Origin of the sequence: Saccharomonospora xinjiangensis XJ-54, from assembly GCF_000258175.1 — a bacterium.
In the GTDB taxonomy this organism is placed as follows: Bacteria; Actinomycetota; Actinomycetes; order Mycobacteriales; family Pseudonocardiaceae; genus Saccharomonospora; species Saccharomonospora xinjiangensis.
This window is the reverse complement of the sequence record NZ_JH636049.1, coordinates 4,287,720-4,305,095: the sequence shown is the minus strand read 5'-3', so window position 1 is coordinate 4,305,095 and position 17,376 is coordinate 4,287,720. Positions and strand designations below refer to the sequence as shown.

20 protein-coding genes are annotated in these 17,376 nt (G+C 68.3%); 10 read left to right on the top strand and 10 right to left on the bottom strand.

Annotated elements, in window-relative coordinates; translation table 11 throughout:
• Complete coding sequence (locus SACXIDRAFT_RS19500) at window positions 1–1,293, bottom strand: glutamate-cysteine ligase family protein (protein WP_006240401.1); 1,293 nt, start codon at window positions 1,291–1,293, stop codon at window positions 1–3.
• A gap of 95 nt (window positions 1,294–1,388) precedes the next feature.
• Window positions 1,389–2,315 (bottom strand): LysR family transcriptional regulator, encoded by a 927-nt coding sequence (locus SACXIDRAFT_RS19495; protein ID WP_006240400.1) that lies wholly within the window; start codon window positions 2,313–2,315, stop codon window positions 1,389–1,391.
• Window positions 2,316–2,451: 136 nt separating this feature from the next.
• Between SACXIDRAFT_RS19495 and SACXIDRAFT_RS19490 the strand changes: the two genes are divergently transcribed.
• From SACXIDRAFT_RS19490 to SACXIDRAFT_RS19465, 6 genes are all read left to right on the top strand, one after another.
• The gene (locus SACXIDRAFT_RS19490) at window positions 2,452–3,636 is read left to right on the top strand and encodes a Glu/Leu/Phe/Val family dehydrogenase (protein ID WP_006240399.1); all 1,185 of its coding nucleotides are present in this window, start codon (window positions 2,452–2,454) and stop codon (window positions 3,634–3,636) included.
• Window positions 3,637–3,706: 70 nt separating this feature from the next.
• Entirely contained in the window at window positions 3,707–4,363 is a 657-nt protein-coding gene (locus SACXIDRAFT_RS19485; protein ID WP_006240398.1) for a TetR/AcrR family transcriptional regulator, read from the top strand.
• Window positions 4,364–4,537: 174 nt separating this feature from the next.
• Complete coding sequence (locus SACXIDRAFT_RS19480; protein WP_006240397.1) at window positions 4,538–5,854, top strand: hemolysin family protein; 1,317 nt, start codon at window positions 4,538–4,540, stop codon at window positions 5,852–5,854.
• A complete protein-coding gene (locus SACXIDRAFT_RS19475) occupies window positions 5,851–6,906 on the top strand; it encodes a hemolysin family protein (protein WP_006240396.1) in 1,056 nt (351 codons plus the stop codon). The genes SACXIDRAFT_RS19480 and SACXIDRAFT_RS19475 overlap by 4 nt, the downstream gene beginning before the upstream one ends.
• Window positions 6,907–6,911: 5 nt before the next feature.
• The gene (locus tag SACXIDRAFT_RS19470; RefSeq protein WP_006240395.1) at window positions 6,912–7,799 is read left to right on the top strand and encodes a hypothetical protein; all 888 of its coding nucleotides are present in this window, start codon (window positions 6,912–6,914) and stop codon (window positions 7,797–7,799) included.
• Window positions 7,800–7,900: 101 nt separating this feature from the next.
• Window positions 7,901–8,569, top strand: a complete 669-nt coding sequence (locus tag SACXIDRAFT_RS19465) for a hypothetical protein (protein WP_006240394.1) — start codon at window positions 7,901–7,903, stop codon at window positions 8,567–8,569.
• Between the two features lie 123 nt (window positions 8,570–8,692).
• Here the strand turns inward: SACXIDRAFT_RS19465 and SACXIDRAFT_RS19460 are convergent, their stop codons facing one another.
• Both SACXIDRAFT_RS19460 and SACXIDRAFT_RS19455 read right to left on the bottom strand, forming a co-directional pair.
• Entirely contained in the window at window positions 8,693–9,358 is a 666-nt protein-coding gene (locus SACXIDRAFT_RS19460; RefSeq protein ID WP_006240393.1) for a potassium channel family protein, read from the bottom strand.
• Window positions 9,351–10,718: a TrkH family potassium uptake protein gene (locus SACXIDRAFT_RS19455; RefSeq protein ID WP_006240392.1), complete on the bottom strand. Its 1,368-nt coding sequence runs from the start codon at window positions 10,716–10,718 to the stop codon at window positions 9,351–9,353. The genes SACXIDRAFT_RS19460 and SACXIDRAFT_RS19455 overlap by 8 nt, the downstream gene beginning before the upstream one ends.
• Between SACXIDRAFT_RS19455 and SACXIDRAFT_RS23375 the strand changes: the two genes are divergently transcribed.
• The 3 genes from SACXIDRAFT_RS23375 to SACXIDRAFT_RS19445 all read left to right on the top strand — a co-directional run bounded on the left by SACXIDRAFT_RS23375 (window position 10,615) and on the right by SACXIDRAFT_RS19445 (window position 12,694).
• A complete protein-coding gene (locus tag SACXIDRAFT_RS23375) occupies window positions 10,615–10,833 on the top strand; it encodes a hypothetical protein (protein ID WP_198284405.1) in 219 nt (72 codons plus the stop codon). The genes SACXIDRAFT_RS19455 and SACXIDRAFT_RS23375 overlap by 104 nt on opposite strands.
• 78 nt (window positions 10,834–10,911) lie before the next feature.
• The gene (locus SACXIDRAFT_RS19450) at window positions 10,912–11,532 is read left to right on the top strand and encodes a TetR/AcrR family transcriptional regulator (protein WP_006240391.1); all 621 of its coding nucleotides are present in this window, start codon (window positions 10,912–10,914) and stop codon (window positions 11,530–11,532) included.
• A gap of 1 nt (window position 11,533) precedes the next feature.
• Entirely contained in the window at window positions 11,534–12,694 is a 1,161-nt protein-coding gene (locus SACXIDRAFT_RS19445) for an FAD-dependent monooxygenase (RefSeq protein ID WP_006240390.1), read from the top strand.
• A gap of 60 nt (window positions 12,695–12,754) precedes the next feature.
• Here SACXIDRAFT_RS19445 and SACXIDRAFT_RS19440 read toward each other — a convergent pair whose 3' ends face one another.
• The gene (locus SACXIDRAFT_RS19440) at window positions 12,755–13,321 is read right to left on the bottom strand and encodes a MerR family transcriptional regulator (protein ID WP_006240389.1); all 567 of its coding nucleotides are present in this window, start codon (window positions 13,319–13,321) and stop codon (window positions 12,755–12,757) included.
• 249 nt (window positions 13,322–13,570) lie between these two features.
• Here SACXIDRAFT_RS19440 and SACXIDRAFT_RS19435 point away from each other — a divergent pair, with 249 nt between their 5' ends.
• A complete protein-coding gene (locus SACXIDRAFT_RS19435; RefSeq protein ID WP_006240388.1) occupies window positions 13,571–14,197 on the top strand; it encodes a TetR/AcrR family transcriptional regulator in 627 nt (208 codons plus the stop codon).
• Window positions 14,198–14,201: 4 nt separating this feature from the next.
• On the opposite strand, the gene SACXIDRAFT_RS19430 is transcribed toward SACXIDRAFT_RS19435, so the two are convergent.
• From SACXIDRAFT_RS19430 to clsA, 5 genes are all read right to left on the bottom strand, one after another.
• Window positions 14,202–14,675 (bottom strand): bifunctional nuclease family protein, encoded by a 474-nt coding sequence (locus SACXIDRAFT_RS19430; RefSeq protein ID WP_005439071.1) that lies wholly within the window; start codon window positions 14,673–14,675, stop codon window positions 14,202–14,204.
• A 237-nt stretch (window positions 14,676–14,912) separates the two neighbouring features.
• A complete protein-coding gene (ftsR, locus tag SACXIDRAFT_RS19425; protein WP_006240387.1) occupies window positions 14,913–15,674 on the bottom strand; it encodes a transcriptional regulator FtsR in 762 nt (253 codons plus the stop codon).
• On the bottom strand, window positions 15,671–16,135 hold the full coding sequence (gene garA, locus SACXIDRAFT_RS19420) for a glycogen accumulation regulator GarA (RefSeq protein WP_006240386.1): 465 nt from the start codon (window positions 16,133–16,135) through the stop codon (window positions 15,671–15,673). Before garA ends, ftsR begins: the two co-directional genes overlap by 4 nt.
• A gap of 95 nt (window positions 16,136–16,230) precedes the next feature.
• Window positions 16,231–16,614: a glycine cleavage system protein GcvH gene (gene gcvH / locus SACXIDRAFT_RS19415; protein ID WP_006240385.1), complete on the bottom strand. Its 384-nt coding sequence runs from the start codon at window positions 16,612–16,614 to the stop codon at window positions 16,231–16,233.
• An 83-nt stretch (window positions 16,615–16,697) separates the two neighbouring features.
• Window positions 16,698–17,360 (bottom strand): cardiolipin synthase ClsA, encoded by a 663-nt coding sequence (clsA, locus tag SACXIDRAFT_RS19410; RefSeq protein ID WP_006240384.1) that lies wholly within the window; start codon window positions 17,358–17,360, stop codon window positions 16,698–16,700.
• Window positions 17,361–17,376: the final 16 nt, after the last annotated feature.

Genomic DNA, 17,376 nt, shown 5'->3' with positions numbered 1-17,376 from the left:
TCACTCCCCTTCCCGCCGCAGCCAGCGGCGCTCGACAACTCCTGCGATGTCGGCGATCGTGTGACTGGGCAGGCCCAGGTTCGGCAACGCGGCGCAGCCGAGTTCACCGACGGCGCGCGCCACGGAAGCGAGGGAGGGGTCGTCCATCCCGAACCGGGCGGCATCCGCCCAGCGCCCCGACACAGGTTCACAAAGATCGAGTACGGAGTCCACTGTGGAGGAATCGGACAGCAGCGCGGCCACCAGCGCCGCCGGAGGTGTCCAGCTCTCCCCCTGCTGCGCGTCGAGGTAGCGGATCTCCAGGTAACCGTGGGGCCGCACCGGGGTGAAGAACGTGGTGAGGTGGTAGTCGAGATCACCGAAGGTGGGCCGGGGCAACGCGGCACCGTCTTCGCGTCCTTCGATCCACTCGGCGAACGTCAACCTGGCCGGAGCGTCCCAGGAACCGCCGTCGCGGCGCAGCACCATCAGCGGGGTGTCCAGCACCCTGCCCGCCCAGGCCGACACGGGGTCGTCGCACGGGTTCTCCGCCGCGGTGCGGCAAGGCTCTGTCTCCATCACGGCCAGCCAGCGCGCCGACGCGAATCCCGTGTCAGCCCCGGCGTGCCTGCGGGAATTGGCGAACAGCGCCAGCAACGCGGGCCCCACGGCGTGTGCGGCGGCCCACCTGCGCGGCAACTCGTGCGCCTCACCGGCATCGACGCATACCTGGATCGCCGCCGTACTGCACATCATCGTGACGCCGCCGGAACCGAGCGGCGCGAACCGGCGTTCCATGGCCGCGTACCGCGGTGTCGGCAGCACCCGCGCTGGAGGCCGGAACGGGTCGATGCCGTGGGAACCCAGCCGAAGGCCGGCGCGGGCGAGGAGGTCGGCGACGTGAGCCCGATCGGACTCGGCCGACTCGGCGAGAGCGGGGAAGGAGGGCGCGGGGGCGGTGGAGATCTCCACCTGGCCCCCGGGTTCGAGAGTGAGTGCCGACCCATGGGGCAACGGCACGGCGGGGCTGTCGGGGACGAGGGTGCGGGGAGCGTGAGGCCCGAGAGCCTCGGCCAGTCGTCGCGCGGTGAGCGGGGCTGCGGGGTCGGCGACGTCGTGGACGGTGTACTCCAGCTCGACGCCGAGCAGCCGAGGCGGACCGTGCTTGAAACACACCGACGCGACATAGGCTTCACCCTCCGCGCGATCGGAGATGACACGGGCGGAGATCTCCTCGGCTTCCGTGTTCGTCTCCGGCACCCCACGGCGCCTCGGATCGCGGGGAAACGGCCTGGCGTCGGGTATCGCGGTCATTCCCACTCCCCACCGTCGGTCACGGCGCCCTGCTCACTGCGCCAGCGAGGATGCTAACGGAGGGATACGACACTTTCGGGTGCGCGAAACCTGACTCAGCCCGGCACCGTCGCCGAAGCGCCGAGCCCGAGTTCCGCCGCCGCGGCCCTCACGGCGTCGATCACCAGCCGCAATGCGGGCCTTCGGTGTGCCGTGCGGCGATACGCCACGGACACCGTGCGCATCACCGGGGTCGCCAAGGTCACGATATCGACGCCGGAAGGGCGTAGCGTCAGCCCCAGGTCGGACACCAGCGTGACCCCGAGCCCCGCGCTGACCATCGCCATGGCCGTGGCCTGTTCCTCGACCTCGTGGTTGATCAGGGGCTGGAACCCGAACCGCTGACACGCCACCCGCACCGCCCTGCCGAAGTGACTTCGCGGGCTGGCCAGAATCCACGGCTGGTCGGCGAGGTCGGACAGCGTCACCGAACTCGCGGGCGCCGTCGCGGCAGGCACGGCGGCGTGCAGCCGCTCCACCGCGACAGCCACCCTTTCCAGCCCGGGGTCCCACGGCGTCGGCGCGTCCGTGTAGTCGATGACGAAGGAGAAGTCCAGCGCACCGTCGCGCACGGCGTCGGCCGTCTCCTCCGGCGCGAGTTCACGGGTGCGGACCTCGATGCCAGGGTGATCCTCGGCCAGCGAGGCGAGCGCGGTGGGCAGCAGGCCCGACGCCACCGACGCCCACACTCCCGCCGTCAGGCGCACCGACTGGGTCTGCTGCGCCTCCTCGAGAGCCACCGTGGCGCGTTCCACCGCACCGAGGATCTCCTCGGCGTGCTCGGTCAGCAGCATGCCGAGTTCGGTGAGCTGAACCCGGCGACCGAGCCGCTCGAAGAGCTTGGCACCGACGTCGCGCTCCAGCTGAGCGAGTTGCTGCGACACCGCCGAAGCCGTGTAGTGCAGTGCCGCCGCGGCGGCCGTCACCGTGCCCCTGCGGTGCAGCTCCCGCAGCATCCGCAACCGATGCACCGACAGCTCCATGCATCAACCCTAAACGGAACCGTGCACGGTTCTTAACTGGACGTGAGCGGCGATCCGGCCCCAGCCTGTGGATACGCGCGGATCTCGCGCGAAAGACGGCGAATCACAGGGCAAGGCGTTCACGAGGAGGGGTCGAGTGGGTCTGGGACATGCCGACGAGCCGCTGCTGCGGTTGACGTGGACGGACCGTGTGACGGGCGCGCATGGCTATCTCGTCGTGCACAGCCTGGTGTCGGGACTGGCGACCGGCGGCACGCGCATGCGCTCCGGTTGCACGCTCTCTGAGGTCGAGGATCTCGCGAGGGGCATGGCGGCCAAGACGGCGACGTTCGACCTTCCCGTCGGCGGGGCGAAGGGCGGGATCGACTTCGATCCCAAACATCCCGGCGCCCGTGGTGTGCTGACGCGGTTCTGCCAGGCGATGCGGCCCTGGCTCGACGATCACTGGGTGACGGCCGAGGATCTCGGCGTACCCCAGCACCTCATCGACGAGGTGTTCGCCGAACTGGGCCTCGGCCAGTCGTACCACGCGGCGATCCGGCGGTCGGCCGATGCCGAGCGCACGCTGCGCAGGGTGCACGCGGGTCTGTCCGCACCCGTGCCGGGTGGGCTCCTGCTCGGCGATGTCATCGGGGGTTATGGCGTCGCGCAGGCGTGTCTCGGCGTGGCTTCGGCGTGGGAGTGGTCGCCCCATGACACGACCGTGGCCGTCCAGGGCATCGGCACCATGGGCGGCGGCGCCGCGTGGTACCTGCACGAGGCAGGAATGCGGATCGTGGCCGTGGCCGACGCGGCGGGCACGCTGTACGACCCCGAAGGGCTCGACGTGCCAGCGTTGCTGGAGGCCCGCGACCACTACGGCGAGATCGACCGCACGCGGGTGCCGGACCACGTCAGGCGGCTACCCCGGTCGGCGGTGCTCGCCACCGAGGCCGACCTCCTCGTTCCGGCCGCCATCTCCTACGCGCTCACGCCCGACAACTCGTACGACGTGAGGGCGTCCGCCGTCGTCGAGGCCGCGAACGCGGCGACAACGCCGGAGGCGGAGGCCATGCTCGCGGGGCGCGGCATTCCGGTGATCCCGGACTTCGTGGCCAACGCGGGTGCGGCGGCGTGGGCCTGGTGGCTCATCCTCGGACAGGTCGGCGCCGATCCGACCGATTCGTTCGTGAAGCTGCGTGCCGAGATGCAGGCGAAGGTGGCTCTGCTGCTGTCGGCCTGGAACGCCGGGCGCGTGCCACCTCGCAAGACGGCGCTGGAGTTCGTGACGGCTCGCGACCTCGCAGAATCGTCACTCGATCAGGTGCTCACGATCCCCTGACCTGGGGAGGAGCGTCACAGTACGTACGTACGGATTGCAAACTCCCTGCGGCCGGTGTCAAGATCGTGGGATGCCACGGGTCAGCCAGGACCACCTCGCGGCGCGCCGTCGTCAGATTCTCGACGGCGCGCGTGTGTGTTTCACGCGCTACGGGTACGAGGGTGCCACGGTCCGGCGGCTCGAAGAGGCCACCGGCCTGTCGCGGGGTGCGATCTTCCATCACTTCCGCGACAAGGAGTCCCTGTTCCTCGCACTGGCCGAGGACGACGCGCGGCGCATGGCCGACGTCGTTGCCGAACAGGGTCTCGTCCAGGTCATGCGCGATCTGCTGTCGGGGTCGGGCGAGCACCCCGCCGACTGGCTCGGCACCCGGCTGGAGGTGTCCCGGCGCCTGCGCACCGACCAGGAGTTCCGCGCCCGCTGGGCACAACGCTCGGAGCAACTGACCACGGCCACCCGCAAGCGCCTGTTGTGGCAGCGCGAGGCCGGCAATCTCCGCGACGACGTGAGCATCGACGTGCTCACGTCGTATCTCGAACTCGTGCTCGAAGGCCTGGTCTCCCACCTCGCCATGGGGCTGCCGGCCGACGACCTCGAACCCGTTCTCGACGTCGTGGAGGAGAGTGTGCGCAGGCACAGGGGCGGCTCCGGGGCGGGCGAGACCGGCACCGGCTCCGACCGGCGTGCTCAGCGGCACAAGGAACAAGGCATCTCGGACACTCGTTGAGCGTGGTTAAGATAGCGCCACTTCCAACACCACTCGATTTGGAGGAGTGACCACACCCGTGCGCGATGCGCAATCACCCGGAGACAGTACCGAGCCGGGTGAGTATCCCGGCCGTCCCCACTCCACCTCCGACCTCTTCCCCGATGTCCGGTGTGACCACGGCGGTGTCCGCTGATGGACATTCTCCTCACCGTTCTCGGCGTCCTCTTCGTCATCCTGCTCACCGTCGGCACGGGCCTCGCCGTCGCTGCCGAGTTCTCGCTGACCACGCTGGAACGCAGCACGGTCGAGTCGAACGTCCGGCAGGTCGGTGACAAGCGTTCCAAGACCGTTCTCAAGGCACACAGGACGCTGTCGTTCCAGCTCTCCGGCGCCCAGGTCGCCATCACCCTCACCACGCTGGTCACCGGATACGTGGCCGAGCCGCTGCTCGGCCGGATCGTGCGCCCTGTCCTGACCGCCGTCGGTGTCCCGGAATCCGCCGCGGCAGGCGCCTCGCTCGTCGTCGCCATGCTTCTGGCCACATCGCTTTCGATGATCATCGGCGAGATGGTGCCGAAGAACCTCGCCGTGGCGCTCCCGCTGAAGACGGCACGGGCGGTCTCCGGCTACCACACGCGTTTCTCGAACCTGTTCCGCTGGCTCATCAACCTGATGAACAACAGCGCGAACTGGGTCGTGCGCAAATTCGGCATCGAACCACAGGAGGAACTGCGGTCGGCGCGCTCACCGCAGGAACTCGGCTCCATCGTGCGCGCCAGCGCCGAGACGGGAACGCTCGACATGTCCACCGCGCAGTTGCTCGACCGGTCACTGCGGTTCGGCGACCGCACAGCGGGCGAGTTGATGACACCACGAGTGAGGCTGGAGGCCCTCCACATCGACGACACGGTCGCCGACATGGTCGCCCTCGCGCGCCGCACAGGGCGGTCGCGCTTTCCCGTGTACCGCGAGGACCTCGACGACATCCAGGGCACAGTGCACGTCAAGCAGGCGTTCACCATGCCAGGCCCCGAACGGGCGTCCACGACGGTGGGCTCGCTGATGCGGCCCATGCCGACCGTACCCGAATCGCTGCCGGGTGACGCCGTGCTCGATCGGCTTCGCGACTCCCGCTTCCAGCTCGCCATCGTCGTTGACGAATACGGCGGCACAGCGGGTCTCGTCACGTTGGAGGACGTCGTCGAGGAGATCGTGGGCGACGTCCGCGACGAGCACGACGTTCGCGAGGAACCTGCGTCACAGCAGCTCACGCCCGACAGCTGGGTCGTGTCGGGGCAGCTTCGGGACGATGAGGTGCTCGACGCGACGGGCTTCAGGATGCCGGAGGGCGACTACGAGACGATCGCGGGCCTGCTGCTGGATCGTCTCGGCGAGATCCCCGAGGTCGGAGCCACGCTCGACGTCGAAGGCTGGCAACTCGAGGTGACGAGCATGGACCGGCACCGCATCGCCGAGGTCACCGTGCGGCGCGGGGAGGTGGCCTCGTGAGCGACTGGCTGTCCATCTCGCTCATCGGCGTGCTGCTGCTCGCCAACGCCTTCTTCGTCGGCGCCGAGTTCTCGTTGATCTCGTCGCGGCGCGACCGCCTCGAAGCCCTGCTGGAGCAGGGCAAGACCCGAGCCAAAATCGTCATCAAGGCCAGCAAGAACGTGTCGCTGATGCTGGCGGGCGCGCAGCTCGGCATCACGGTGTGTTCCCTGCTGCTGCTCCAGTTCGGCGAGCCGGCGGTGGCTCACCAGCTCGAACTGGCGGTGAGCGCTCTCGGCATACCGTTGCCGACCTACGTCGTGCACGCCGTCGCCTTCACCGTCACGCTGGTGGCGCTCACGCTGCTGCACGTGCTGATCGGCGAGATGGTGCCGAAGAACATCGCGATCGCCGAACCCGAACGTCTCGCGCTGTGGCTGGTGCCGGTGCATGTGGCCTGGGTGCGGGTCACGCACCCGTTCATCTGGTTGCTCAACAGTGTCGCCAACGGCATCCTGCGGCTGGGCAAGATCGAGCCGAAGGACGAGGTCGAGACCAGCTACACCTCCGCGGAGCTGGCCGCGCTGCTGCGCGAGTCGCGACGGGAAGGGCTGCTGGAGCAGTCGGAGCATCGCAGGCTGACCCAAACGCTGTCGTCGGTGGAGAAGACCATCGCCGACGTGCTCGTGCCACTCGACGAACTGAGGACGCTGCCGGAGCGGCCCACGGTCGGCGAGGTCGAGAGGGCCGTGACGTCCACCGGGTTCTCGCGCTTCCCGCTCCGCGGCACCGGTGGCAAGCTCACCGGCTACATCCACGTCAAGGACGTCATGGACCAGCTCGACGGCGACCCGTCCGTCGTGGTGTCCTCCGACAAGACCCGGAGGCTGACACAGCTGGCCCTGCACGCGAAACTGGACGAGGCGCTGTCGGCCATGCGCAGGGAGAAGAGCCACCTCGCGATGGCCGTCAACGCCGAAGGCAGCGTGGTGGGCATCGTGGCGCTGGAGGACCTGCTGGAGGAATACGTCGGCACGGTCAGGGACGGCACCCACGTCGGCAGGCGGCCGTGACCACCATGGTGGTCCTGGCCGAGGACGAGTGGCTGGAGAGGGAGTACGCGCACACCCGCCGCATGCGCGCCTGGACGGAGCCGCATCGGCAGCGCCGGTCGCGCGGGGAGAAACACCCCGTGCTGGACTTCCTCTTCACCTACTACTCGTTTCCGCCCGCGCGGCTGGAACGGTGGCAGCCCGGCCCCGGAGTCGTCCTCGCGGGCCGGGCCGCCTCCCGGTTTCTCGACCGTCCCGGATATCGCCGGACGGCCGAGGGCGTCACGCTCGATCTCTCCGCCTTCTCCGGCAGGATCGCGCGCACCGCACAGCACACCCTGTCCCTGCTGGAGGCCGTTCACGGACGGCGTGCGCGGCTCGACTGTTTCGGCCTGCACGAGTGGGCCATGGTCTACCGCACGCGGCCGGAGGAGGTGCGGCATGCGCAGGTGCCGCTGAGGCTGGGGCACGCCGGCACCGACTCCGTGGTGGAGTCGATGGACCTCCGGTGCGGCCACTTCGACGCGTTCCGGTTCTTCACCGCGGAGGCGAGGCCGCTCAACCGGTTCACTCCAACGCGGCGGACTCAGCGCGAGAACGATCAGCCCGGCTGCCTCCACGTCGGCATGGATCTGTACAAGCACGCGCACAAGCTCGATCCGTTCGTCGCCTCGGAGTTGCTCGGCGACTGTTTCGCACTCGCCGTGGCGATCAGGGAGCTGGACATGCGAGCCAGCCCGTACGATCTGTCCGCCCACGGTTACTCCCCCGTGGAGATCGAGACCCCTGAGGGGCGCGCGGCCTACGCCAGGGAACAGGCGGGGTTCGCGCGGAGGGCGGCGCCGCTGCGGGAACGGCTCGTCGAGCTCTGCCGCAGCCTGCTCGACCCCTCAACCTCTCACTCTTCGTGTTGATTCAGATCACAAGTTGATCACGCAATCCCCTGGTAAGGTAATAACGTTTTGATCTCGCCCACGGAGAGTAGCCAAATGCCGACGTCGAGGGGGCACGCGACATGGGATGGCACGGGGGACGACACAGAATCCGCAGGCAAGCACAGCCCGAGTCGTCGGTGACCTCGACCGGAACACATCGCGCCGTGGGGCGCAGGCGTGGTGTGGCGGCGTGGCCCATTGCCTGCGTGGTCCTGCTCGGGCTTCTCGTCGCCGGGTGGTTCGGCTGGAACTGGGCCGACGGTGTGCTTCAGAGCCGCGCGGCGGCACAGGCCACCGACTGCATCAAGGGCGACACCACCGTGCGGGTCGCCGTCGATCCCGCGCTGGATGCCCCCGTGATGGCGGCCGCCGACCGGTGGAACCGCGAACGGATCGTCGTCGGCGAGCACTGCGTCCGGGTCGAGGTCCGCACCGCGGCGTCAGCGGACGTCGAGGCCGTCCTCTCCGGAACCTCCGACCCCGCCACCGTGGGCGGCTACCCTGCCGCCTGGCTTCCCGACTCCACCGAACGGATCGACGCGCTCGCCGAGACGCATCCGGAACTCATCGGCTCGTCGGGTCGGGTCATCGCGTCCGGCCCGCGTGGCGATCACCCGTTCCTTGCGGTCGCCGGCCCGAAAACCGACGACGTGAAGCAGCACGCGGCCCAGTCGTTCCAACGATTCCTGCTCGAACCCGCGCAGCAGAGCGATTTCCGCGAAGCAGGGCTGACCTCGCCGAACGACTGATCACCGGACTCCTCGCCGTGGGCGCCGCATTCTCCGCACTGCCGTCGAAGCCCGCGCGACGTGGACCGGCCACCTGACCAGCCACACCGGAGCGCGCCGGGGCGCTCGCACCGCCGCGCCGGATCAGACGATCTCGGCGAAACGTTCCACGTCGTCGCGCCGCCCTGCCACCACCACCACGTCCCCGTCCTGCACGACGCTGTCGGGGGTGGCGTAGGTGAACCCCGCCCCTGGCCGCTTGATACCGACCACGGTGACCCCGTAGCGCTTCCTCAGCCTCGTCTCGCCAAGCTGTCTGCCGAGTGCCTCGGCGGGCGGAGTGGTCTTCACGAGGGCGTAGTCGTCCTCGAACTCGATGTAGTCGAGGATGCGCCCGGTGACGAGGTGAGCCACCCGCTCCCCCATGTCGTACTCCGGCAGGACCACCCGCTGCGCTCCGACCCGTTCGAGAATCCGGCCGTGCTGGCGGCTCACCGCCTTCGCCCAGATGTGCTGGACGCCGAACTCCGACAGCAGCGAGGTGGTGAGAATGCTCGCCTCGATGTCGCTGCCGATGCCGACCACGGCCCGGCCGAAGGCGGGCACGTCGAGTTGCACCAGCGCCTCGCTGTCCGTGCTGTCGGCGACGGCGGCGTGGGTGAGTTCATCGGCGAAACGCTGCACCCGCTTGGGATTCACGTCGATGCCGAGCACCTCACAGCCCAGCCGGGTGAGTTCGATCGCCAGTGAGCCACCGAACCTGCCGAGGCCGATGACAGCGACCCTGCGGTCGTCCTTCGTGTCAGCCAATGATGGGCCTTTCTTCAGGGAGTTCGTATCTGCGAGTCCGTTCGCGGAGCGCGAGAGCCGACGCGAGCGTGATCGGACCGATCCGGCCAGCGAACATCAGCACCGTCAGCACGAGCTGCCCCGCAGGGGGAAGGTCGGCTGTGATGCCAGTGGACAGTCCGACCGTCGCGAAGGCCGACACCGCTTCGAACAGCACCTCGTCGAGTTCGAACGGCGTCAGTGCCAGCAACGTGAGCGTGGCGACCATGACGGCTCCCGCACTGAGCAGGACCACCGTCAGCGCCTGACGCTGGGCCTCGGACGGAACCTTGCGGCCCATCAGGTGCACCGTGGGCTGGGCCCGCACCTCAGCGACGATCACGAAGGCCAGCAACGCGAACGTGGACACCTTGATCCCGCCAGCGGTGCCCGCGCTGCCGCCACCCACGAACATCAGGATGTCGTTGACGAGTAGCGTCCCCGACTCGAACTGCCCGACGTCGAGCGAGTTGAACCCGGCCGTTCGCGGCATCACGGCATGGAAAAGACCGGCGATCAGCCGCCCTCCGACGCCGAACTGGCCGAGGGTGCCCGGGTTGTTCCACTCCGCCGTGGTGATCGCCACCCCGCCCACCACGAGCAGCACCGCCGTGGTCAGCACCGTCAGCTTGACGTGCAGGGACCATCGATGCAGCGAGCCGCGGGCGCGCCGCCACACCTCGATCCAGACCGGGAACCCGAGCCCACCCGCGATCACCGCGACGGCAATGGGCGCGCAGATCCACACGTCCGTGGCGAAGGGCATCAGATTGTCCGCGTACAGCGCGAACCCGGCGTTGTTGAACGCCGAAACGGCATGGAACACACCGTGGTACACAGCCGTGCCGAACTCGTAGCCGTATCCGCTCACGAAGCGCGCCGTGAGCACGGCCGCGATGATCGTCTCGAACGTGAGGCTCACCAGGGCGACGCCGATGACGACACGGCGCACATCCCCCAGGCCGAGCGCCTTCGTCTCAGTCTGGGCGGTCAACCGCATCCGCAGACCGAGCCGCCTGGTGATCACCAACCCGAGCAGGGAGGCCAGCGTCATGACGCCGAGGCCCCCCACCTGGATCAATCCGAGGATCACCAGCTCACCGAAGGTGGACCAGTGGCCGGGCGTGTCCACGACGATCAGTCCCGTGACGGACACCGCGGAGGTCGCCGTGAACAGTGCCTCGACCAGGCCGGTCAGCTCTCGCGACTCTCTCGCAACCGGGAGGAGGAGCAAGCTCGTGCCCACCACGACAGCCGAGGCGAATGCGATCACCACGGCTCTGGCCGGATGGCGCAGGCCGGAAAGAGGGCGGGACGGCGCCCTGCTCACGCGCAGGATCAACCCACAACTCCGTTCGCACTTCCAGACAAGCGACGGCAACGGTACTCCGTCCGGCGGCGTCGCGTTCTGCGCTGTGATGGGGATGACCGGCGCGGGCACCTCCGCCGCAGGGTGATCGGGCAAGCACGGAGCAACCGCTTGAAAACGTAAATCTATTCTGTTTTTATATTGCCATGCTGAGAGGAAGTCACCGATGCCACCAGCCTTCACCGCAGAGGAACGGGCACGGATCACTCAGATCCTGCGAACGACCGGCTACGACCTGTTCACCACCTTGGGGCTCCGCAAGACGTCACTCGACCAGCTCGTCGCGCCGGCCGGTATCGCGAAGAGCAGCTTCTACCAGTTCTTCGACTCGAAGGAGTCGCTGTACCTGGAGCTGATGCTCCGGGAGTCGGGTTCGGTCAAACAGCGGGTCATCGACGACGGGCTGCGCGCCACCGGCGACACCCGTGAAGGGTTGCGGCGCTTCCTGCGCGCCGCCCTGGACGAGCTGGCGACCAACCCGCTGTGGCGACGCTTGACGACCCATCCCGAGGAGATGAGCGCGGTCGCGCGGCGGCTCGACCCCGCGAAAGCCGCCACTCTCGCCGACAACCCGGCCACCGCGCTCACCGAGTACATCGGCGAGAAGCAGCGCAGCGGCGAGCTCATCGACATCGACCCCGCCGTCGTGGTCGGCGTGCTCCAGACCGTCTTGCTGGTGCCGCTGCACGCCGACCGTCTCGGCGATCCCGCCAAGCTCGACACCATCCTCGACCTGCTGATCGACATCGTCACCCAGGGGCTGACCCGCACGGAAGGAGAGCACTGACATGACACGCAAGGCCGTTGTCGTGGGCGCCGGCATCGCGGGACTCGCCACGGCACTGCGACTGCACCAGATCGGCTGGGAGTCGCTGGTCGTCGAAAGGTCTCCAGCTCGCCGTTCCGGCGGCTACGCCGTGACCTTCTCCGGCATCGGCTACGACGCCGCCGAGCGCATGGGAGTGTTGCCCGCGCTCACGCAGCGCCACATCACCCCTGACCGGATGGTCTACGTGAAGCCGGACGGCAGCACCCGGTTCGCCGTTGCGGGCCCGACCGTGCGCGCGATGCTCGGCAAACACGCGCTGAACCTGCTGCGCGGCGACATCGAGGATGTGCTCCACACCGCCGTGCGCGACTCCGCCGAGATCCGCTTCGGCACCACGATCACCGCGATCGCCCAGGACGACACGGGCGTGGACGTGACCCTGAACGACGGCACGGTGGAACGGGCCGATCTCGTGGTGGGCGCCGACGGGCTCCACTCGACCACCAGGAGCCTCGTTTTCGGGCCTGAGGACGAGTTCCGCCTGGACCTCGACCACATGGTGGGCGTGTTCCTGCTCGACCGCCTGCCGTCCTGCGTGGAGACCGGCACGACATCGACACTGACCGACACCGGGCGCACCCTCGCGATCATCGACCTCGGCCAGGGCCGCTCGGCCGCGTTCTTCGGTTACCGCACCGATCGCCCCGCCGCCGAACTCGCCGAAGGCCCCGCGTCCGCTCTGCCCCGCGGCTACGGCGACATGGGCTGGGCCGCTCCCGAGGTGCTCGCCCAGCTCCCGCACGCGGAGTCGGTGTACTTCGACACCATCAGCCAGGTGATCGTGGATCGCTGGAGCCGAGGCCGGGTCGTCCTGCTCGGCGACGCCGCGTGGTGTGTCACCCTCTTCGCCGGATTCGGCTCCTCGCTGGCGGTCGCCGGGGCCGACCGCCTCGGCACGGCACTGGACCAGCACCACGGCGACGTGCTCACGGCGCTGAAGGCATGGGAGGAAGAACTCCGCCCCGAAGCGGAGAAGAAGCAGAAACTAGGCCGCAGGGTCAGGGGTCTCTACGCACCAGCCGACCCGTTCCGGCTGTGGTTGCGTGACCTTCCCCTGCGTTTCGCCTCGTACCGGCCGGTGTCCGCCCTGCTCCAGCGGAGTCTCCAGCTTGGAGCGTGAATGCTCTCCTTCCGGCGGCGGCCACCTTCCCGTGTGGCTGCCGCCTGCCGGACGAGCAGGTCAGCCGGTGCGGCGGGCGTTGCGGCGTTCGGAGAGCTCATCCGGCACGTCCGGTTCGATCCTCCCGCCGTCGGCGCGCTCGGCGGGGAACTCGTGGAGGGTGCCGGTGATCTCCTGCATCGCGTTGCTGACCGCGATGCCGAAAACGCCTTGACCACCCTGAAGAAGATCGACGATCTCCTCCGGCGACGTGCACTCGTACACGGTGGCGCCGTCGGAGAACAGGGTGACCTTCGCCAGGTCGCGCACTCCCCTCGCCCGCAGATGATCGACAGCGACGCGAATGTTCTGGAGCGAGACACCGGTGTCGAGCAGCCGTTTGACGATCTTGAGAACCAGCAGGTCCTTGAAGGAATAAAGCCGCTGCGAACCGGAGCCGTGAGCAGTACGAATACTGGGTGTCACCAGTTTCGTTCTCGCCCAGTAATCGAGCTGCCGGTACGTGATTCCGGCGATCTGACAGGCAGCGGGGCCACGGTAGCCCACCAGCTCGTCCGGCAACGAGCTGTCGGGGAACAACTCCCCCTGCTCACCATCGGTAGCACTCACCGGACTCTCGTGGACCACCCTGCCTCCTCTCGCCCGGCGTGGCGCCGGCAGCGAAACAAGACCGCCGATCCCGGGCCGGAACCGACCGGTTACGACAATCCCGCCACGACGAACCGCTTTACCAGCGTAATCACATCGGCGCGATTCACGTCCTTTCGACGGTAAGCCCGCCTGCCAGGCCGGTCAACGCGACGCGCGGACCACCGGGGCACCTTGTGCGGCCGTCACCGACTTGACACGTTTACTCACGCAAGTTATTTTTTACTCATGCAAGTAATCGATGACTTCACTGCCGGAATGGGCTTGACTCCGGCCGAAGCGACTCGCAGGTCACAGATCATCGCGGCGACCGTCGAGGTGGTGGCGGAACTCGGATACGGAAGAACATCCTTCGCCCGCATCATCGACAAAGCCGGGCTCAGCAGCACGCGAATGATCTCCTACCACTTCGCGGACAAGAACGAGTTGATGACAGCGACGCTGATGACGCTCATCGATCACCACGACCGGTTCGTCGAGGAGCACACCAGCACGTCCGATGGCAGAACCGCTCTGCTGCGATCGTTCCTGGAAGCCGAGATCGCCTACCTCGCCGCGCATCCACGGCACGTGCACGCGGTGACCGAGATCGCCACCAACGCGAGGGACTCCGACGGCTCGCCGCTGTTCGAGACCGTCGTGCGCGACCTCCGGGTCGGCAGGCTCGCCAGACAACTCACGCAGGGACAGAGAGAGGGACACTTCACCGAATTCGACCCCGAGATCATGGCCAGGACCATCCGCAGCGCGCTGGAAGGGCTGGCGCAGCAACTCCTCACCGACCCAGGACTCGATCTACGGCATTACGCGGACGAACTGACCGCGCTGTTCGCCAGGGCGACCGAAGCCGGCTGACCGCTCAGGTGTCGGCGCCCCGGAAGTCCTCCGGAGAGACGGAGTCGAGGAACTCGCGGAACTTCTCCACCTCGTCCTCCTGCTCGTCGGGGATGATCAAGCCCGCTTCCTCCAGCACCGAGTCCTCGGCGTGGATGGGCACCCCGACGCGCAGGGCGAGAGCCACCGAGTCGCTCGGCCGGGCCGAGACTCGGACGTCGCCGTCGAAGACGAGTTCGGCGAAGAAGGTACCTTCGCTCAGATCGGTGATAACGACCTGCTGAAGTTCCCGGCCCAGTGCGCCGATAATGTCCTTGAGCAAGTCATGGGTGAGCGGCCTCGCGGGACGGACACCCTGCTGTTCCAGGGCGATGGCCGTCGCTTCCACAGAGCCGATCCAGATCGGCAGGTACCGCTCACCGTCGGTCTCCCGCAGCAGCAAGATCGGCTGATTCGCGGGCAGCTCGACCCGGACGCCGACGACGCGCATTTCGCTCATCGGGCTTCGCCTCCCTCTCCTGCGCGCGGGCCGCAGCGCTCTCGACAAGGGTCCCACGCCGACTCTTCTCGACGCTACCCGTCATCAGGACGCTGTGCTCGTCGCGAAACTTGTTGTCTTGCACGGCTCTTCGCGAACCGGTTCGTCTACGGTACGTCATCGAAAGGGCCGCGTAGACCCGCCGAACTCGAGCGTCATCAACACGACACATCGGCACTGTCCATCACTCACACGAGTCTACCCACCGGTCACACCGCGAATCCCGGTTTTGACGAGCAACGTGTGCAGAGTGACCGACAACGCGGCCAGCTCCTTCACCAGCTCGTCGGCCCTGGCCTTCGCGTCGGCGTCCCGCTGGCGGTACACCGGAGCGACGATCTGTTCCACGAGGCCGACCTCCCGATCGGCGGACGCGCGGAACGCTCGCAGATGACGGGGTTCGATGCCGTAGTCGCTCATGGCCTTCACCGTGCGGGCGATCCGCACCGCGTCGGTGTCGTAGAACCCGGCGGCGCTCGGCTTGACCAGCCCGTACTGGCGCAACTCTTCGAGCATCAGCCCGTCGATGCCGGCGTGGTCGAGGACGTCGTCGCCTGTCAGCCGCGCGTCCGCGTCGGGGTCCGAGGCGAACTCGTCCGGCCCCGGTGCGCCGGGCACCCGGTCGGCGCCGTCAGACGTCGAGATCGCCACCAGTTTCCTCGGCAGGCGGGGAACGCCGGGGGTCGCCGAGTCACCGCGGTCGGCGGCGTCGAGTTGCTCCTTGATGACCTTGAGCGGCAGGTAGTGGTCCCGCTGGGCGGCCAGGATGTACCGGAGGCGTTCCACGTCGGCGGGGCCGAACTGGCGATAGCCGGACGGTGTGCGGGCAGGCCGGACGAGCCCCTCCGATTCGAGGAACCGGATCTTCGAGATCGTCACGTCGGGGAAGTCGGGGCGCAGCTGCGCCAGCACGGCCCCGATGCTCAACCCCTCTCGCTGTGGCCGCCCGGCAGCCGTCACCGTGCCCCCTGACCTCCGTGTCCCGGACCGGTCAGGAAGACGAGGCGGAACTTGCCGATCTGTACCTCGTCGCCACCGGACAGCACTGCCTGATCGACCGGCTCACGGTTCACGTACGTGCCGTTGAGGCTGCCCACGTCGATCACCACGAACTCGCCGCCCTCGCGGCGGAACTCGGCGTGACGGCGGGACACCGTGACGTCGTCGAGGAAGATGTCGCTGTCGGGGTGCCGTCCCGCGCTCGTGGTGTCGCGGTCGAGCAGGAACCGGGAACCCGCGTTGGGGCCCCGCTTCACCACCAGCAGCGCGGAGCCTGCGGGCAGCGCATCGACACCGGCGGCCTGCGGCTCCACCGCCGGCGCCTCGTGGCCCTCTGGCTCCGACAGGAAGTCGGCTCGGAAAACGGAGGTCCGCTCCGGAGACTGCTCCGGGGGAACGCCGGGCCCGTCGTTCGTGCTCACCGCAAGCTCTCCTTACGCAACTGGAGTGTTGTTCTGTTCAACGTGTGGAGTCAACGTACCGTGTCCGGGCCGTCAGGAGTGCCGGGGCTCCCGGATCAGTTGTCGATCACACGCCGATATGCCTCGGCGGTGAGGAGCGCCTCCACGGCCGAGGGGTCGTCAACGGTCACCTCGACGAGCCAGCCCTCCCCGTACGGGTCGGAGTTGACCGTCTCCGGGGACGCGGTGACGGCGTCGTTGACGGCCACGACCTCGCCGTCGAGCGGGGCGAACAACTCGGAAACGCTCTTCGTGGACTCGATCTCGCCGAACGGCTCATCTGCGTCCAGGTGGGCGCCCACGTCAGGCAGCTCGACGAAGACCACGTCGCCGAGCTGGTTCTGCGCGTAGTCCGTGATGCCGATGCGGGCCCTGCCGTCGTCGGCGAGCGCGACCCACTCGTGTTCAGCGGTGTAGCGCAGCTCCTCAGGAGTAGACACAGGAGTCTCCCTTCCCACTCAACACCATGATCCACCCGGAGCGCCCTTCGGCACAACGCCGGAGCGAGGTCCGTGGCCTGCTGTCACGTCTCCTGCGAGGAACTCGGTGCCCCGGAGGATCCCGAGGCCCCTGAGGCGTCGGAGGACCCCGAGGACACCGCCCTGGCGATCTGCCACACGTACAGCACGCCCGACCACACGTACAGCACCGCGCCCCACGCCGTGAACGCGTAGGCGAACGGCTGGACCACGTCGGTGAACGTGGTCGAGGGATCGTGCGTGAGCAGCATCAACGGCAGGGCGTACATGAGGGTGAACGTCGCCGCCTTGCCCACGTAGGTGACCTCGGGCGGCGCGAAACCGTGCCTGCGCAGCACGACCAGCGCCAGGCCGACCATGATCTCCCTGCCGACGAGCACGGCCACCACCCACCAGGGCACGATGCCCCGCAGCAGGAACGCCAGCAGGGCCGCAGCGATGTAGAGGCGGTCGGCCGCCGGGTCGAGCAACTGCCCGAGCTTCGTCGTCTGGTCGAGCAGCCGCGCGAGCTTGCCGTCCAGCCAGTCGGTGACACCGCTGGCGACCAGGAGCGCGAGCGCCCAGCCGTCCTCTTCCGGGCCCAGCAGGAGCCACAGGAATACCGGAACGCCTGCGAGCCGTAAGATCGAGAGGAGGTTCGGCACCGTCATGAGCTGCCGCGCCAGTGACAGATCACCGTCGGCGCCGACAGGTCGAGCTTTCGTCACCCGCTCACCGTATCGG

Excerpts from the sequence above, each read along its gene's own strand:
- SACXIDRAFT_RS19430 (WP_005439071.1), bottom strand. The coding sequence starts at position 14,675 with ATGAGCGAAATGCGCGTCGTCGGCGTCCGGGTCGAGCTGCCCGCGAAT.
- SACXIDRAFT_RS19445 (WP_006240390.1), top strand. The coding sequence starts at position 11,534 with ATGACACGCAAGGCCGTTGTCGTGGGCGCCGGCATCGCGGGACTCGCC.
- SACXIDRAFT_RS19470 (WP_006240395.1), top strand. The coding sequence starts at position 6,912 with ATGGTGGTCCTGGCCGAGGACGAGTGGCTGGAGAGGGAGTACGCGCAC.
- SACXIDRAFT_RS19450 (WP_006240391.1), top strand. The coding sequence starts at position 10,912 with ATGCCACCAGCCTTCACCGCAGAGGAACGGGCACGGATCACTCAGATC.
- SACXIDRAFT_RS19435 (WP_006240388.1), top strand. The coding sequence starts at position 13,571 with ATGCAAGTAATCGATGACTTCACTGCCGGAATGGGCTTGACTCCGGCC.
- SACXIDRAFT_RS19500 (WP_006240401.1), bottom strand. The coding sequence starts at position 1,293 with ATGACCGCGATACCCGACGCCAGGCCGTTTCCCCGCGATCCGAGGCGC.
- SACXIDRAFT_RS19465 (WP_006240394.1), top strand. The coding sequence starts at position 7,901 with ATGGGATGGCACGGGGGACGACACAGAATCCGCAGGCAAGCACAGCCC.
- SACXIDRAFT_RS19480 (WP_006240397.1), top strand. The coding sequence starts at position 4,538 with ATGGACATTCTCCTCACCGTTCTCGGCGTCCTCTTCGTCATCCTGCTC.
- SACXIDRAFT_RS19495 (WP_006240400.1), bottom strand. The coding sequence starts at position 2,315 with ATGGAGCTGTCGGTGCATCGGTTGCGGATGCTGCGGGAGCTGCACCGC.
- SACXIDRAFT_RS19485 (WP_006240398.1), top strand. The coding sequence starts at position 3,707 with ATGCCACGGGTCAGCCAGGACCACCTCGCGGCGCGCCGTCGTCAGATT.